The organism is Ruegeria sp. CDSC051, from assembly GCF_059610665.1.
Genome location: NZ_JBXWOC010000012.1, coordinates 24370 through 40265 on the forward strand (window position 1 = coordinate 24370; position 15896 = coordinate 40265).

The window sequence follows — 15896 nt, forward strand, 5'->3', positions numbered from 1 at the left end:
TGACGAGACCCCTTCCAAAGCGTTGGGCCGGACCGCGCGGCTGCCGGCGAGGGCGTAGGGCTATGACCAGGTGGCGCTCGACGTGCCCAGCTTGCTTGCGGGCAGGTCCCACGACATCTGGGCCGGACCAACCGAGAGCGCGGGCTTCAACCTGTGGCCCGGTCCCCATCCAGAGGTTTCGGTCTTGGTCGTGAAATCAGCAGGAACCGAAGCGCCAATTTCTGTCTTGGTGTCGAACTTGCCTAGAATGGTCAGCAGGTCAGCCGTGCGTGCCAGCGACAATCGGGCCTGCATAATCGGCGCACCCATCGCGGCTTCGGACAATGCTGACAGGACGGCGGCAGCCATCAGATATCCAGTCGCGTGGTCCAGCGCCTGCACCGGCAGGGGTGTCGGCTTGTCTGCACCGGCCCATACCCGACCTGCATCGGCAATCCCGCTGCTCATCTGTACGAGGCTGTCAAATCCGCGCCGCGAAGACCATGGGCCTTGCCAGCCATAGGCATTCAGTGTGATTTCTACTCTGTTCGGGGCAAGCTCGTCCCGTTTGGCTTGGGTGAGGCCTAGCGCGTCCAATGCGCCAGGGCGGTAGCCATGAATGAAGACATCCGCCTGAGCCAGCAACGCGTGAAGTGTCTCGGCACCTTCCGGCGATTTCAGGTCAAGATAGGCGCAGCGCTTACCCAGAGAAATATCCGGGATCACACCCGGCTCGTCCCAGTCCGGAGGATCAATGCGCAGGACCTCTGCCCCGAACCCCGCCAGAGTTCTAGTTGAAACCGGACCGGCCAGAACGCGGGTCAGATCAAGCACGCGCAGACCTGCCAGCGGGCGCTTGGCCGTTGCCTTTGGCCGGTCGCGAAGCTTAATCTGTCGGGGTTTGTGCCATCCGATCAGCGGGTCCCGTGAAACCGCGCGCCCCTGTGGATGATCCTGCCATTCCCCACGGCTGCGCATGGCGGCTGCGACACCGCCCTCAGCCACGACAGCGTTTTCAAGACTGGCCGCCGACATAGTTGCAACAGCCTTTGTAACCGCGTCCCGATCTCCTTTGACCTTCAGGACTTTCAGGGCGGCCGCACGGTGCTGAGGCAGGTTCGTGTGCAATCTGATCCAACCGTCATTGGCAAGGTAATCACCGGCGATACTGTCCCAGAGGTTGGGCATTTCCCAGCCATCGGGTTTGAAAGAATATCCGTACCAGAGAGACGCCAACCGGTGATCGACCAAAATCTCGGGCGGACATTGGGTCAGGTTCAGCGCGCCCATCAGACGTGCCAGTTCCTGACCAACAGCCGCAAAGCTGGCGGTCGCCAGTTCGGAGACTGCATACACGCTGGGTCGCGCTCCGGTGCCGGTTGTCCGATACCCTTCCGGTGATGGCAGTACGGATAACAGCGTCATTGCTGATACGGATCCAGGCTGTCACGAAGCCCGTCACCCAGAAAGTTGAATGCCAGCACGATGACAATGATCGGCAGCATCGGGATGGCCGTCCAGGGGTAGATCTCGATCGAGGCAAGGTTCTGCGCATCGTTCAGCATCACACCCCAGCTGACGGCCGGGGCGCGCAGCCCAAGCCCAAGGAAGCTGAGCGCCGTTTCGCCCAGGATCATTGCCGGGATCGACAGGGTTGCCGATGCGATCAGGTGCGACATGAAGTTGGGTAGCAGGTGTTTGCGGATCACCCGGCCCGAGCTTGCTCCCATCATTTCGGCTGCACGTACGTATTCTTCTTCGCGCAGCGAAAGGAATTTGGCACGAACAGATCGCGCAAGGCCAGGCCAGTCGAGAATCCCCAGGATAATCGAGATGATGAAGAATACCGCGACCGGGCTCCAATTCGAGGGGACCGCCGCTGATAGCGCGAGCCAAAGGGGCAATTCAGGTAGTGAGCGCAGAATTTCGATTATACGGTTAATCACCCAGTCGATTCTGCCGCCAAAATATCCCGCAATCGAGCCGAACAGGATACCAAGAAAGAAGGACACTGAAATCCCGATCAGACCCACCGTCAATGACAGCTGGGCGCCAAAGAGGATACGGCTGAATACATCACGGCCCAGCCGATCCGACCCCCATAGGAACAAAGTCGCGTCTTCAGGTGCGCAGAACAGATGCGTGTCCGACTTGATCAGACCCGCCAGCTTGTACTCGGCCCCTTCGCAGAAAAACTTGATTGGCCGCGGGGTGTCGGTGTCGGCGACAAACTTCCACTGGAAGGTCTCCAGATCCGCCTCGGCCACCATCGAATAGACATAGGGGCCGATGAATTCGCCCTCATGGAACCAGTTGATGCTTTGTGGCGGGGCATAGAGGTGCTCGTCATTACGTTCATTCGGGCCATAAGGCGCGATGAAACCCGCAAAGGGCAGCATGAGATAGCACAGCAACAGGAAGACGCCGGAAATCAGGCCCAGCTTGTGGGTTCGGAATTTGCGCCAGACCAGAATCCAGTTCGGAGCATCCAAATCGGCGCGCTCAAGTTGTTGCAGGGCGGCATCGGGATCGAATGGTGCGTCGTCGACATAGCGACCATCAGGATGTTGGGTCATGCTTCACGCCCCTCATATCGGATGCGCGGGTCCAGCATGACCAGCAGAATGTCAGAGATCATCGTACCGATCAGTGTCAGCAAAGCCACAAACATTAGGATGAAGGCGGACAGGAACTGGTCCTGGGTTTTCAGCGCGGTCAGCAATGTCGGGCCGATTGTCTGAAGGCCCAGAACAACCGATACCAGAACCGAACCGGACACCATCGAAGGCAGCAGGTTTCCGATATCCGCGACAAAGGGGTTGAAGGCCACGCGCAGCGGATATTTGGTCAGCATCCGCGACGGGGCCATGCCTTTGGCAATGGCGGTTTCCACATAGGGCTTGCCCAGTTCATCCAGCATGTTCGCCCGCAGCCGCTGCATCATGGCCGAGGCGCCAGATGTGCCGATCACAAAGGTCGGTACGATCAAATGGACGAGGATGGATTTCAGCTTTTCCCAACTCATCGGCAACCCTTCAAAGGACGGGTCCATCAGGCCTCCGATTGGCAGGTTGAAATAGCGGTGCCCATAGTAGAACAGGATCAGTGCCAGTAGAAAGTTCGGCGTTGCCAGACCCAAATAGCCCACAAAGGCCGAGGTATAGTCGATCCAGGTCCGCGACTTCGCGGCTGCAAGAACACCCAGGGGAAGGGCCACTGCATATACGAACAGGATGGCGGCCAGATTAACCACGACGGTCAGCCACAGCGTGTCGCCCACGATTTCTGCGACCGGGCGGTCAAATTCAAAGGACCAGCCGTAGTTGCCTTGCACCAGCCCATCGAACCCATGCGGGCCGGGCCAGAAACCGATCCAGATCAGATATTGCTCCCACATGGGTCGATCCAGCGCATATTCCGCGCGCAGGAATTCTGCCTTGGCCACACCCGCCGATTGTCCGGACGCCTGCAGTTCAGCGATCTGATTGCTGAGATAGTCGCCCGGGGGCAGGTTGATAATCACGAATACCAGAACCGACACCACTAGAAGGGTCAGCAGCATCGTGAAAAAGCGATAGACTGCATAGCGCAGCATGACCATGTGGCTGCTCCTGATCAGTCGGCGAAAAAGAATTCGTCCGGCCGGTGAATGCCGAAATGTGCGCCGGGCTCCCAGGCCCACATGGCCTGCTCGGGGACGTTGCGCAGGCGGTTCGATACGACGATAGGCTGAGGCGCACCGTTCAGAATGCCAATGGCATAAAGTTGGTCAGCGTGGATTTTCAGCATCTCATCCCATGCGGCCTTGCGTTCCTCATCAGTCGAGGCGACCTCCCAGTTATGGGCCAGTTCCATCAGGCGCTCGGCCTCAGGCATATCGGGTTTCTCGCCAACATCGCCTCCGGTCTGATAGTACTGCCCCCATTTTGGCCAGGCCAAAAACACCTGATCGGTAGGGGCAAGATAAGCTGGTGAGGTGTGGTGTTGCGGGATGCCGTCATCCCAGCCGAACCAGACGGACGCCATTGTGCTGCCGGCAAACACCCGGTTGCGCAGAATGTCCCTGTCCAATGGGCGCATAATAAGATCGACGCCAATGTCGCGCCATGTGTCCGTGACGATTTGCAAGGCGTTTTCGACCTCTTGCCGCTCACCTGCAGTTTCGATGACCAGTTCCATCGGGCGGCCATCCGGCAACAGCCGCGTGCCGTTCTTGTCACGTTCGGTCAGGCCGGCCTCGTCCAGCAGCGCATTCGCCAATTCGATGTCGTACTGTGCCCATGCCTTTGCGTTTTCTTCGTTGAAGAAGGGCGAAGCGGGCAAGACCGACATCGCGGCGGGATGGGCCAGTTTGAAATACAGCGCCTGATTTATCGTTTTGCGGTCGATTGCCAGAGACAGCGCGCGGCGAACACGCGCGTCACGCAAAACGGCACGCCATGCTTCGTCTTCGTAGTTCAGATTGGGGTAAATCGCGATCTGTGAGGCAACCCCGGTTTTCCATAGTAAGGTTTTGTAGTCTCCGCCAGCCTCGCCTTTTTTCAAGATCGAAGCGTCGCGGAACGCCAGTCCGCGCCCCTGTAGATCGGATTCGCCAGCATTGGTTTTTGCAGCAACCAGACCCCCGGCCACGATCTCCATCTCGACCACGTCGATATAGGGAAGCTGCACCCCATGGCTATCGATGCGATGAAAATAGGGATTGCGAACAAAGTTGTGACGGATCTTTTTGCCCGAACTTGCATTCAACCAGGGCTGCAAAGTTGGCAACTCGTGGTTGTCAAACTTGTAAAGGTTGTCGAGTTTGTTGTGTAAAGCCGCCCAGCTTTTGACGCGGGCATCTTCAACCTGAAAGGCAAGCTTTTCTGCGTCAGCGTATTTCTCGTGGTACTGTTTCAGGAACTCGGAAGGGCGGTAGATGAAAGGCGGGCGCGCTTGTGCCAGAGCCTGCAGGAAGCCGGGGTTGGGATCTTCCCATTCAAACACAACGGTCGTTTCATCGGGGAAGGTCACTGTCGGAGTCTTGCCTTCGACGATCAGAAAATCCGGTGGTCCCGACGGGCTGAGCAGTTCGTTATTTGCCACATCCTCCCACCAGTATCGGAAGTCCTCGGAAGTGAACGGAGAGCCATTCGACCATTTGTGACCTTCACGCAGGTTGAGGGTGTATTTGCGGTTGTCGTCGTTCTGGAAGGATTCAAGCAGGTCTGGAACGACCTGATAGGTCTGGTCGAACCCAACAAGGCGGGCATATCCGTAAACCACCATCTGCCGGATGTCTTTGGACCGAGTAATCATTGTGCGCAAAGTGCCGCCCTGTTTGCCGAATTCCCTGCCTTTTGCAGCAAGATCCACAATCAGGGGTTCGGCGGGAATTCGGTCCTGTATGGGCGGAAGGTTCCCCGCATTCACTTCGGTTTCCCAGAAAGTACTTTCTTGCAACTCGGGCATGTCTGCCGTGGCGGGCAGGGCCCATGTTGCGGCCAGCGCAACGGCCAGTAACAGCGGGCGAGTGGTCTTAAACATGGCATCGTACCTTATGGCCGGGCTCCATCTCTACCAATGAAGGTACCACGGAGTCGGTAAATCGGAAGGCGTCATCCCAACTGTCAGGTGAACCAGCACCCAAAGCAACCAAATTCAGGTCGATGGGGCGGTTGATGTCGGGCTCTGGTTGCGCAGCAATCAGTGCCTTGGTGTAAGGGTGACGAGGGTTGTAAAACAGTGTCTCGGGCGGGGCCTGTTCCACGACAAGCCCACGACGCATCACAGCAACTTCGTCGGCAATGCGTGCAACAACCGCAAGGTCGTGCGAGATGAAGAAATACGACAAATTCAGGCTGTCCTGCAAATGTTCCAGCAACGTCAGGATTTGTTCCTGAACCGATACGTCCAGAGCCGAAGTGGGTTCGTCACAGACAATAAGCTGAGGGTCGAGCATCATTGCGCGGGCAATCGACAGGCGCTGTCTTTGGCCGCCGGAAAAAGCATGGGGATAGCGTTTCAGCATATCGGCGTTCAGGCCAACACGTGTCAGCATCTCGGCCGCTTTTTCGCGCTGCTCTGCGGCCGATCCGATACGGTGAATCTCCAACGGTTCGGTCATCGCATCCTGAATGCGCATGCGAGGGCTGAGAGAGCTGTAGGGATCCTGAAACACCATCTGCGCCTTGCGCTGAAACGCGGTGCGCTGGGTCCGGGTCATCTTGTGAACGGTGATCGCTTCTTCATCGGGGGAGGTTCGAAACAGAACCTCTCCGCCCGGATCAGGCGGCTCAGCCCCTAGTGCGATGCGGGCGGCCGTAGTTTTGCCCGAGCCGCTTTCGCCGACGATCGCCAGCGTCTTGCCCCGCGCGAGGTTCAGATCGACTCCGCGGCAGGCATGGATCAGGCGTTCGCCCTGCCAGCCCTTGCTGGATCGCATCGTATAGGTTTTCGACACGGCCTTCATCTGAAGGATCAGATCTTCGTCGGGCATCGGGATGCCAACTGCGTCCTGATCCGGAATCTCGGGCGCGGCGTTGAACAACTGTTGGGTATAGGGGTGAGCAGGGCTGGTCAGGATCGGTGCCGCAGCTCCAGCCTCCATCACGCGGCCTTTGTGCATGACCACGACCTGTTCGGCCATATTGGCGACGACCCCCAAATCATGGGTCACAAGGATCAGCGCCATTCCCGTTTCACGCTGAAGCTCTTTGATCAGCCCCAGCACCTGGGCCTGTGTCGTAACGTCCAATGCTGTCGTCGGCTCGTCCGCGATCAGTAATTCCGGTTTGGAAACCATGGCCATAGCGATCATGGCGCGTTGGCGCATCCCGCCGGACAGCTCGAACGGGTAAGAATCATATGCGCGCTGAGGGTCTGGAAAACCCACGCGTTCGAACTGTTCCAGAACCGTTTTGCGGGCCTGTGCCTCGGAGGCATTGCGATGCAGCCAAAGAACTTCGCTGACCTGATTGCCAATTTTGTGCAGGGGAGAGAGCGAGCGCATCGGCTCTTGAAATATCATCGAGATCCGATTGCCGCGAATGCCGCGCATCTGACGCTCGCTGATCTGGGTCAGTTCCTCCATGCCTTTGGAATCATTCAGAGTAATCGTGCCGCTTCGAATTTGGGCTGCTCGGGGAAGAATGCGCAACGCAGCCCGGCATGAGATCGTTTTCCCCGACCCTGATTCACCCACAAGCGCAAGTGTCTGTCCCGCTTCGACGTCGAAGTTGACGCCTTGAACCACAGACTCTCCGGCACCAAATCCGATGCTGAGGTCCCGGACAGACAACAACGCAGTCATGCGGGTATTCCACCCGTTAGGCCGTAGCTCGGCATAGGCTTGATCAACTCCCTGTGTTTTTTGTCGCAGTTTCGCGCGGTTGTGCCTGTATAGTCAAACCCGTTCTTAGGGTGAAATGTCGCGAAAACGTGAAACTGAGGCCGATTTGCCTACACAATGCCTTGAGGATTTGTCATCACATGCGATGTCGGTCACAGGTTATGTGTCGTCAGATATCAAGGAGAGATTTCCCAGTGCCCGATCCCCAAAGCCGTCTTGACCTGTTCATCGACCGTATGGTGTCGCAGCGTGCCTGCCTGGACCATGCCATTGCACAGACAAGCACCATGTCCGGTCCGGTGTTCGAGCTGGGATTAGGGAATGGTCGTACTTATCATCACATGGTTCAGTACATTCAAAACCGTCCGGTCTATGTGTTCGAGCGCGCCGTGGCCTCCCATCCGGACTCTACCCCGCCCGAGGATCTGGTGATTCTGGGGGATGTGCGTGAGACTCTGCCTGCGGCGCTGGAACGGTTTGGGGCGACGGCCAGTTTGATCCATGCGGATCTTGGCGGCCATAACAGGGACAAGAACGATGCTTTCGCGCGGTTGGTTTCCCCCCTGATAGAACCGTTGTTGGCAGAAGGTGGGCTGATGGTGTCCAGCGACCGGATGTATTTCGAAAACCTGACCGAAATCCCGCTGCCTGAACATGCGGTGGACGGACGTTGCTTTATCTACCGCCGCTAAGCGCGAGAAGGATACCAAATGCTTTTCTATGATTGCACGACCGCTCCAAACCCGCGCCGCGCGCGCATGTTCATCGCAGAAAAAGGGCTGGAGATTGAAACGCGCAATATCTCGATAGCAAAGGCGGAACAGTTGGATGGCGCTTTCCTTGCGGTAAACCCCAATGCGACGATCCCTGTTCTGGTGACGGATGAGGGTGCAACGCTGACCGAAAACCTGGGCATTGCCGCCTATCTTGAGGCGCGCTTTCCCGAACCACCTTTGATGGGACGTACGCCAGATGAAAAGGGGCTGGTCCTGATGTGGAACAGCATTGTCGAGCAGCAGGGTGGAGTGCCTATTGCCGAGGCTCTGCGCAACACCCATCCAGCGTTCAAGGATCGGGCGATTCCAGGCCCAGCGAACTATGCCCAGATTCCCGAGCTGGCTCAGCGCGGCACGGCTCGGGTGGGCCGGTTTTTCGATTTGCTTGAAACGCGGCTGAAGGATAGCGCGTTTGTTGCGGGGGCTGAGTTCACGCTGGCCGATATCTCGACCTTTGTGTTCGTTGACTTTGCCCGCGTGATCAAGATGCGGATTCCACAGGAAAATACCGCGACGCTGTCTTGGTTCGACAAGATCGCATCGCGTCCAAGCGCACAGCTTTAATGCGTTGAAATTGAGCTGTCTGAACTTGCTCACTTGCACTGTACAGAAATGTCTAGACAGGTGTGAACAGTATCACTAGCGTCTCCCTCGAGTCATGCAGGGGAGAGCATAATGAAATCTCAGTATCGCGTTGTGGTCATCGGTGGCGGCGTTGTGGGCGCCTCGGTTCTGTATCACTTGGCCAAATTCGGCTGGTCAGATGTGGTCATGCTGGAACGGCGGCGATTGGCGTCGGGATCGTCCTGGCACGCGGCGGGCGGTATTCACGCGCTGAACGCGGATCCGAACATGGCATCGCTGCAGGCCTATACAATCGACCTTCTCAGCGAGATCGAAAAGGAATCCGGGCAGAATATCGGCCTGCACATGACTGGTGGTCTGACTTTGGCTGGAACGCCCGAGCGGTGGGAGTGGCTGCAGGCCAACTATCGTATCTTCCAGTCCATCGGCATCGATGATTGCGAGTTGCTGACCCCACAAGAGGCGCAAAAGCGCTGCCCAATCATGTCGACCGACGGCGTGTTGGGCGCGATGTGGGCCGATCGAGAGGGCTATATCGACACGACCGGTACGGTTCAGGCCTATGCAACCGCCGCCAAGAAACGCGGTGCCGAGTATTACGAGGAGACCAAGGTCGAGGAATTGATCCAAACCGATGATGGTTGGCAGGTCGTGACGGACAGGGGCACAATAACTTGCGAGCACGTGGTCAATGCCGCGGGGCTTTGGGCCAAGCAGGTCGGGCGCATGGCGGGGGTTGAGCTGCCAGTGTCGCCGCTGAAACATCACTATCTGATCACGGATACAGTGCCCGAAGTGGCGGCGGCGGATTTTGAGATGCCAATGACCGTGGACCTCGAGGGGTTCACCTATATGCGGCAAGACCAAAAGGGCGTTCTGGTCGGTATCTATGAGGTCGACCATGAACATTGGGCCATGGACGGCGCGCCGTGGAATTATGGCGAGGAACTGTTTCAGGAGCAGCTTGACCGGATTGAGAATGAACTGACGCTGGGCTTTGAACGCTATCCGTCGATCCAGAATGTCGGTATCAAAACCTGGGTCAACGGGGCGTTTACATTCTCGCCTGATGGTAACCCGCTGGTCGGGCCGGTTCCAGGCAAACGCGGGTATTGGACCGCCTGCGCTGTCATGGCCGGGTTCCTGCAGGGCGGCGGCGTTGGCAAAACGCTGGCTGAGTGGATGATCCATGGCGAGCCCGAGGCCGATGCATGGCCGATGGACATTGCCCGCTATGGCGATTTTGCCCAGAACAAACGCTATATTCGTGAAACCACCGGGCAATTCTATTCCCGCCGTTTCGTGATGACTTATCCGAACGAACAGCTGCCTGCCGGTCGTCCGCTGAAGATGGCGCCAGCTCATGACGCGATGACTGGAGCGGGATGCAAATGGGGTGTCAGCTGGGACCTTGAGGTGCCGCTGTACTTCGCGCCGAAAGGGTTCGAAGAAACGCCGACCCTCAAGCGATCAAACGCGCATGACATCGTGGCCAAGGAATGCAAGGTGATCCGCGAGGGCGTCGGCCTGATGGACATCTCTGGCTTTTCCCGGTTCGAGGTCACCGGGCCAAATGCCGAGCTGTGGCTGGATCGCGTGATGGCTTCGAAACTGCCCGCGCCGGGACGGGCCAAGTTGGCACCAATGCTGGGTGAGAATGGGCGGCTAAAAGGGGATCTGACCGTTCTGAATTGGGGCGATGGCACCTGGTGGATCATGGGCAGCTATTACCTGCGCGCCTGGCATATGCGCTGGTTCGACGATCATATGATCGACGGAGTCGAGGTTCGCGATCTGGGCGAGGAGTATTGCGGGTTCGGTCTGGTCGGGCCAAAATCGCAGGAGGTAATCGAAAAACTGGCCGAGCAAGACATCTCCGGCCTGAGATTCATGGGCTGTAGTGATTTTGATATCGGTCTTGTCAGGGCTCGCGTTGCGCGCATGTCAGTCACAGGTGAAAAAGGCTATGAGATCAACTGCCGCTATGGCGATCACATCAAGCTGCGTCGGATGTTGCTTGAGGCCGGGGCTGATGAGGGCATTCGTGAATGTGGGTTCAACGCGATGCTGTCCACGCGGCTTGAGAAAAGCTTTGGCATCTGGTCGGCTGAATTCACTCAGCTTTACACGCCGGGCATGACGGGTATGGATCGCTGGATCGATTGGGACAAGGATTTCGTCGGTAAAGAGGCCGCCTTGGCCGAACGCGATGGCAATGGTCCTGCGCAGGTTCAGGTGACGCTTGAGGTCGATGCTCTGGACGCAGATGCCAGCGGATACGAACCTGTCTGGTCAGGGGCAGAGCACGTGGGTTTTGTCACCTCGGGCGGCTATGGCCACTACACCGACAAGTCCCTGGCGATGGCGCTGGTCAATCGTGACAAGGCCGCACCAGGCACTGAACTGTCTGTCCATGTGGTTGGGGTCGAACGACCTGCGCGGGTCATCGCGCCGTCGCCCTATGATCCACAGGGCAAAGCGATGCGGGGCTGACAATGACCAACCCCGAACGTGGACGGCGAAGGCGAGGGCGTGGCGCTGATGCCGCGCCTGCGACCAACCGCAAGGTCGACTACCGCCAGCTGAGGAATCCATTCCCGGTGATGGAGGTGTTTCCGGCGGATCAGATCGCTGACATGCACGAAACCGCGCTGCGTTTGTTGCAAGAGTTGGGCATCAAGGTGCTGCTGCCTGAGGCGCGGAGCATTTTTGCCAAAGCTGGCGCGCGCGTTGATGTCGATAGCGAAATGGTTTTTATTGGTCGCGACATGGTCGAGGCCGCCGTTGCCTCGGCCCCGAAATCCATCACCTGCCGAGCCGGTGCGTCGCACCGGGATTTCACGCTGGAACTGGGTAGCCTTGTGTTTCAACCGGGGGCAGGGGCCCCCAATGCCACCGATCTGGTGCGCGGGCGTCGCCCGGCGACGGGGCAGGACTATCTGGAATTTCTGAAGCTCACCCATCATTTCGACGTCTTTCAAATGATCTCGCCGCAGGTCGAACCGCAGGATGTGCCGACCCCTCTGCGGCATTATTTCACCACGCAGGCGCAGATGGAGCTGACAGACAAGTTCCCATTCTTCTTCTCGCGCGGAACGCCGCAGGTGATGGATTGCTTTGAGATGCTGACGACCGCGCGCGGCCTGTCGGATGACGAATTTAGGACCCACCCGCACAGCTATACGATCATCAACACGAACAGCCCGCGCACGCTGGACATACCGATGGCGCAGGGGCTGATCGACTTTGCGCGCCACGGGCAGATGTCAATCATCACGCCCTTTACGCTGATGGGGGCGATGGCACCGATCACGGTGGCGGGGGCCATCACCCTGTCCCATGCCGAGGCGTTGGCCGCACTGACTCTGACGCAATTGGCGCGTCCCGGTGCGCCTGTGTGCTATGGCACTTTCACCAGCAATGTGGATATGAAATCCGGTGCTCCGGCCTTTGGAACGCCCTCGCATTTTCAGGCCTCACTGGCGGCCGGGCAGTTGGCGCGGCATCTGGGCCTGCCGTGGCGCTCGGCTGCGGGCTCGGCTTCGAACATCAATGATGTGCAGGCGGCAAATGAAAACCAGTTTGGCCTATGGGGGTGCCTGATGGCTGGGGCGACGGTGATCATTCACTCGGCGGGATGGCTAGAGGGCGGATTGACCGTGTCCTTTGAAAAACTGGTCTGCGACGCCGAAGTGTTGAACATGGTGGCCGAGCTGTGCGCCGGGGTGCAGGCTGGCGAGGCTGAAATTGGGTTCGACACTGCGCTAAGCGAGGTTGAGCCCAGCGGACATTTCTTTGCATCCAGCCAGACGATGGAACGCTACAATACAGAATTCTACGAGCCACATGTCCATGATTATGCCAATTTCGGCACCTGGGCCGAGCGTGGATCGTTGGACGCAAACAGTCGTGCGACCGGTGTATGGAAGGAAATCTTGGCCAATTTTCAGCCACCTGAGCAAAACAGCGACCAGATTGGCGCGCTGAAAGACTTTATTGCCAAACGTACCGAAGAGGGCGGCGCGCCGCCGGAGAGTTAAATGAATACGAAACCCATACTGCACCGGGACGACCCGGAAGCTGAACCGCTGATCGGCAATATCAAGGTCACGCGCGACGACTGGCTGAACGTGGCGTTGGATGTGCTAATCTCGGACGGGGTCGATCAGATCAAGGTGATGAATCTGGCGGAACGGATGGCCGTGTCTCGGTCGTCCTTCTATTGGTACTTCAAATCGCGCCAGGAACTGCTGGATGCTCTTCTGGCACGGTGGCAGGCCACCAATACCGCGGCAATGGTCGCGCAGGCTGAAGCTCCGGCAAAGACGATAACCGGTGCGGTGTGCAATGTGCATCGCTGTGTCGTCAATACCGACCTGTTTGACACCGCGCTGGATTTCGCGGTGCGCGACTGGGCGCGCAAATCGGGCAAGGTGCGGCGCGCGCTGGACCAGTCTGACGCGCGACGGTTGCTAGCGCTGCACGCCATGTTTGCCCGCTTTGGCTATTCCGAGGTCGAGGCGGAAACCCGCGCGCGCGTGCTGTATTACATGCAGATAGGATACGATCTGGCGCAGCTGAATGAACCGATGTCCACGCGGATATCAATGGTGCCGCATTATCTATATGTCTTCACCGGGGTCGAGCCGAGGCCAGAGGAAGTGGAAGAATTCAGCGCCTATTCGCGCCATCACTGGAAAGGAGAGCCATCATGAGTCAACCAGATGCAATCATCATCGGAACAGGCGTGATCGGGGCGGCCATCGCGTTCGAAATGGCCAAGGCCGGGTGGAAAACCGTATCTCTGGACCGGAACGCTCAGGTTGGCCATGGCTCAACCGCCGGGTCCTGCGCGATCATCCGGATGCATTATTCCACCTTTGACGGCACGGCATTCGCCTGGGAAGGCTATCATTATTGGCGCGACTGGGCCGAGTATCTTGGCCTACCGCAAGGCGCCGATCTGGCCCAATTCCGCGAAACCGGCTGTCTGGTCATGAAGACCGAGGCGAACGGGCTGCTGGAAAAACACATGAAGAACAGTTCCGCGCTGAATTGCCCGTTCGAGGAATGGTCCCCCGAACAGGTCACCGACCGGCTGCCGGTCTATTCGCAGGACAGTTTTGCCCCCGCTCGTCGCATGGATGACCCCGAGTTTGGGCAGCCCAACGGACGCAAGATGCAAGGCGGCGTTTACTGGCCTCAGGCCGGGTATGTCACCGATCCGGCCCTATCGGCACAGAACCTGATGGATGCCGCCAAACAGCACGGGGCCGAAGTGCGAACCGGGGCCGAAGTGGTCGAGATTTTGACTGATGGCGGGCGAGTTTCTGGTGTCAGGTTGGCATCGGGAGAAGACATTCATGCGAAAGTTGTGGTTAACGTAGCCGGGCCGGGTTCGGCCATCATCAACGGGATGGCCGATGTTCTGGATGACATGACCATTCAGACCCGCCCCTTGCGCCAAGAGGTCGTTCACGTCCCTGCGCCCGAGGGGTTTGACTTTGAAAATGACGGCACAATCGTTTCAGACAGCGATATCGCCTGCTATTGCCGGCCTGAGCATGGCAACCACATCCTGGTGGGCTCGGAAGACCCCGAATGCGACCCACATCAATGGTGCGAAGATGACGTAACCTATAATCGCGACTTTACCGACCAGTGGACGACACAAGCGATGCGCTATGCCCAGAGAGTGCCCAGCCTTGGCATCCCTTCCAAGACCCGCGGTGTGGTGGACCTGTATGATGCTTCGACGGATTGGATTCCGATCTATGACAAATCCAGCCTTCCCGGTTTTTATATGGCCTGCGGATCCAGTGGAAATCAGTACAAGAACGCGCCGATTGCAGGCAAGATGATGACGGCGCTGATCGGGTATTGCGAAGACGGCGCGGATCATGACAGTGCGCCGCTACAATTTGAACTGCCCTATATTGGACGCACAATCGATGTCGGTTTCTATTCCCGCAAGCGCCCGATCAACAAAGAAAGCAGTTTTTCCGTTTTGGGCTAGCCGACGCGTCCTGATGCACTAGCATTCAAGGGATCGAGTTGAGCCCGGACGCATAATGACCAAATCGAAGAACAAGGTTCTGATCCTCGGCAGCGCCCCCACCGCGCTGCGTGCGCGGGACTGGGCGCGTATGCCGTTCACGCATATAGTCGCTATCAACAATGCCTGGCGGGTCCGCGCAGACTGGGATTTTCTGATCCACCCTGAGGATTTCCCGACCAAGAACATGCCCACATCTGTCAGTGACATTCAGCGTATAGTCACTGCAAATGAATACGTTCCGATACAGAACGGTTTCGGTGGATTTGTCTATGCCGGGGGAACGATGGCCTTTACCGCCGGATACTGGGCTTTGTCTGCATTACAGCCCTCGGTTCTGGCTTATTGCGGTTGCGATATGATCTATTCCGGACAGGGTCGGACGCATTTCTACGGCAACGGAGCCGCAGATCCGTTGCGACCCGATGTGACCTTGCGACTGCTCGAGGCGAAGTCGGCGCGACTAGGGTTGTTTGCTGCAGCGCAGGGCTGTCGCACAGTGCGATTGTCCGAAGGGCCAAGCCGACTGGTTTACCCCTCGGCCAGCAGCGAAGATTTGTCTTCGGTCGAGATGCCTTCTACATCGGGGATGGCTGAGATCATACGGTCGGAGTCGGATCTTGGATATTTCGTGGAGTCTGGACGGTACTGGGAGGTTGAGACCGAGTTCGACCCGCAGAAGATTGATGCCTTGGACCAACGGTGGCTATCGCTCTATCCATCGGCCTCTCAGCTCTGAATTGCTGTGGTATTTCTGGTTCAGGCCGCGAATGTCGCCCAGGCCCAGACCATTGCCACATAGGTCAGATTATGCATGCACTGATCCAGCCCGGCTGCCCGCCAAAAGGCTGCCTGAGTCGGCATAAGCTGTTTTTTGTCGGAATAGCTGGCTTTGGCAAAATCGATGTTGAAATGAACTATCCACTCTAGCGCGGCAATGATCAGGATAAACGGCAGCGGAGCGCCGAAAACCAAAAAAACCAATACCGAACCAACAACATGCACAGCAGCATGTTGCGCGCGTCCCCAGTGAAAATACTCACCCCGGCCTGACAGCATCTTGGGCGTCTGGAGGTAAAAATCTGCAAACATATGTTTGATCTGCAATAAGCAGAGCATCAATAACACAGTGCCTAATGTGGCAGGCAAAAGACTCCTCCCGATATCGTCC

The 15896-nt window shown here is 57.8% G+C and carries 13 protein-coding genes; 7 read left to right on the top strand and 6 right to left on the bottom strand.

The genetic code is table 11. The annotated features are described in order from the left end of the window. Positions 1–60: 60 nt before the first annotated feature. The 5 genes from AC2FH0_RS19800 to AC2FH0_RS19820 are packed head-to-tail and all read right to left on the bottom strand — an operon-like array spanning position 61 to position 7270. On the bottom strand, positions 61–1404 hold the full coding sequence (locus AC2FH0_RS19800; protein WP_496790172.1) for a CoA transferase: 1344 nt from the start codon (positions 1402–1404) through the stop codon (positions 61–63). After that, positions 1401–2555: an ABC transporter permease gene (locus tag AC2FH0_RS19805; RefSeq protein WP_142639373.1), complete on the bottom strand. Its 1155-nt coding sequence runs from the start codon at positions 2553–2555 to the stop codon at positions 1401–1403. Before AC2FH0_RS19805 ends, AC2FH0_RS19800 begins: the two co-directional genes overlap by 4 nt. Further along, positions 2552–3580, bottom strand: coding sequence for an ABC transporter permease (locus AC2FH0_RS19810; RefSeq protein ID WP_271951540.1), 1029 nt, complete (start codon positions 3578–3580; stop codon positions 2552–2554). Before AC2FH0_RS19810 ends, AC2FH0_RS19805 begins: the two co-directional genes overlap by 4 nt. Positions 3581–3594: 14 nt before the next feature. Further along, positions 3595–5505, bottom strand: coding sequence for an ABC transporter substrate-binding protein (locus tag AC2FH0_RS19815; protein WP_142639377.1), 1911 nt, complete (start codon positions 5503–5505; stop codon positions 3595–3597). Continuing rightward, positions 5498–7270, bottom strand: coding sequence for an ABC transporter ATP-binding protein (locus AC2FH0_RS19820; RefSeq protein ID WP_496790174.1), 1773 nt, complete (start codon positions 7268–7270; stop codon positions 5498–5500). The genes AC2FH0_RS19815 and AC2FH0_RS19820 overlap by 8 nt, the downstream gene beginning before the upstream one ends. Positions 7271–7470: 200 nt before the next feature. On the opposite strand from AC2FH0_RS19820, the gene AC2FH0_RS19825 reads away from it, so the two are divergent. The 7 genes from AC2FH0_RS19825 (at position 7471) to AC2FH0_RS19855 (ending at position 15464) form a co-directional block, all read left to right on the top strand. Continuing rightward, positions 7471–8001: a class I SAM-dependent methyltransferase gene (locus AC2FH0_RS19825; protein WP_142639381.1), complete on the top strand. Its 531-nt coding sequence runs from the start codon at positions 7471–7473 to the stop codon at positions 7999–8001. Between the two features lie 18 nt (positions 8002–8019). After that, a complete protein-coding gene (locus AC2FH0_RS19830) occupies positions 8020–8649 on the top strand; it encodes a glutathione S-transferase (RefSeq protein ID WP_142639383.1) in 630 nt (209 codons plus the stop codon). 111 nt (positions 8650–8760) lie between these two features. Next, positions 8761–11163, top strand: coding sequence for a GcvT family protein (locus AC2FH0_RS19835; RefSeq protein WP_496790176.1), 2403 nt, complete (start codon positions 8761–8763; stop codon positions 11161–11163). Positions 11164–11165: 2 nt separating this feature from the next. Then, on the top strand, positions 11166–12710 hold the full coding sequence (locus tag AC2FH0_RS19840) for a trimethylamine methyltransferase family protein (RefSeq protein WP_271951550.1): 1545 nt from the start codon (positions 11166–11168) through the stop codon (positions 12708–12710). Continuing rightward, entirely contained in the window at positions 12711–13385 is a 675-nt protein-coding gene (locus tag AC2FH0_RS19845) for a TetR/AcrR family transcriptional regulator (protein ID WP_496790177.1), read from the top strand. After that, complete coding sequence (locus tag AC2FH0_RS19850) at positions 13382–14686, top strand: NAD(P)/FAD-dependent oxidoreductase (protein ID WP_496690372.1); 1305 nt, start codon at positions 13382–13384, stop codon at positions 14684–14686. The genes AC2FH0_RS19845 and AC2FH0_RS19850 overlap by 4 nt, the downstream gene beginning before the upstream one ends. Before the next feature lie 55 nt (positions 14687–14741). Beyond that, positions 14742–15464: a hypothetical protein gene (locus AC2FH0_RS19855; RefSeq protein ID WP_496790178.1), complete on the top strand. Its 723-nt coding sequence runs from the start codon at positions 14742–14744 to the stop codon at positions 15462–15464. Positions 15465–15484: 20 nt separating this feature from the next. On the opposite strand, the gene AC2FH0_RS19860 is transcribed toward AC2FH0_RS19855, so the two are convergent. After that, positions 15485–15844, bottom strand: coding sequence for a DUF3307 domain-containing protein (locus tag AC2FH0_RS19860; protein ID WP_496692932.1), 360 nt, complete (start codon positions 15842–15844; stop codon positions 15485–15487). Positions 15845–15896: the final 52 nt, after the last annotated feature.

Excerpts from the sequence above, each read along its gene's own strand:
- AC2FH0_RS19800 (WP_496790172.1), bottom strand. The coding sequence starts at position 1,404 with ATGACGCTGTTATCCGTACTGCCATCACCGGAAGGGTATCGGACAACC.
- AC2FH0_RS19805 (WP_142639373.1), bottom strand. The coding sequence starts at position 2,555 with ATGACCCAACATCCTGATGGTCGCTATGTCGACGACGCACCATTCGAT.
- AC2FH0_RS19810 (WP_271951540.1), bottom strand. The coding sequence starts at position 3,580 with ATGGTCATGCTGCGCTATGCAGTCTATCGCTTTTTCACGATGCTGCTG.
- AC2FH0_RS19815 (WP_142639377.1), bottom strand. The coding sequence starts at position 5,505 with ATGTTTAAGACCACTCGCCCGCTGTTACTGGCCGTTGCGCTGGCCGCA.
- AC2FH0_RS19820 (WP_496790174.1), bottom strand. The coding sequence starts at position 7,270 with ATGACTGCGTTGTTGTCTGTCCGGGACCTCAGCATCGGATTTGGTGCC.
- AC2FH0_RS19825 (WP_142639381.1), top strand. The coding sequence starts at position 7,471 with ATGTGTCGTCAGATATCAAGGAGAGATTTCCCAGTGCCCGATCCCCAA.
- AC2FH0_RS19830 (WP_142639383.1), top strand. The coding sequence starts at position 8,020 with ATGCTTTTCTATGATTGCACGACCGCTCCAAACCCGCGCCGCGCGCGC.
- AC2FH0_RS19835 (WP_496790176.1), top strand. The coding sequence starts at position 8,761 with ATGAAATCTCAGTATCGCGTTGTGGTCATCGGTGGCGGCGTTGTGGGC.
- AC2FH0_RS19840 (WP_271951550.1), top strand. The coding sequence starts at position 11,166 with ATGACCAACCCCGAACGTGGACGGCGAAGGCGAGGGCGTGGCGCTGAT.
- AC2FH0_RS19845 (WP_496790177.1), top strand. The coding sequence starts at position 12,711 with ATGAATACGAAACCCATACTGCACCGGGACGACCCGGAAGCTGAACCG.
- AC2FH0_RS19850 (WP_496690372.1), top strand. The coding sequence starts at position 13,382 with ATGAGTCAACCAGATGCAATCATCATCGGAACAGGCGTGATCGGGGCG.
- AC2FH0_RS19855 (WP_496790178.1), top strand. The coding sequence starts at position 14,742 with ATGACCAAATCGAAGAACAAGGTTCTGATCCTCGGCAGCGCCCCCACC.
- AC2FH0_RS19860 (WP_496692932.1), bottom strand. The coding sequence starts at position 15,844 with ATGCTCTGCTTATTGCAGATCAAACATATGTTTGCAGATTTTTACCTC.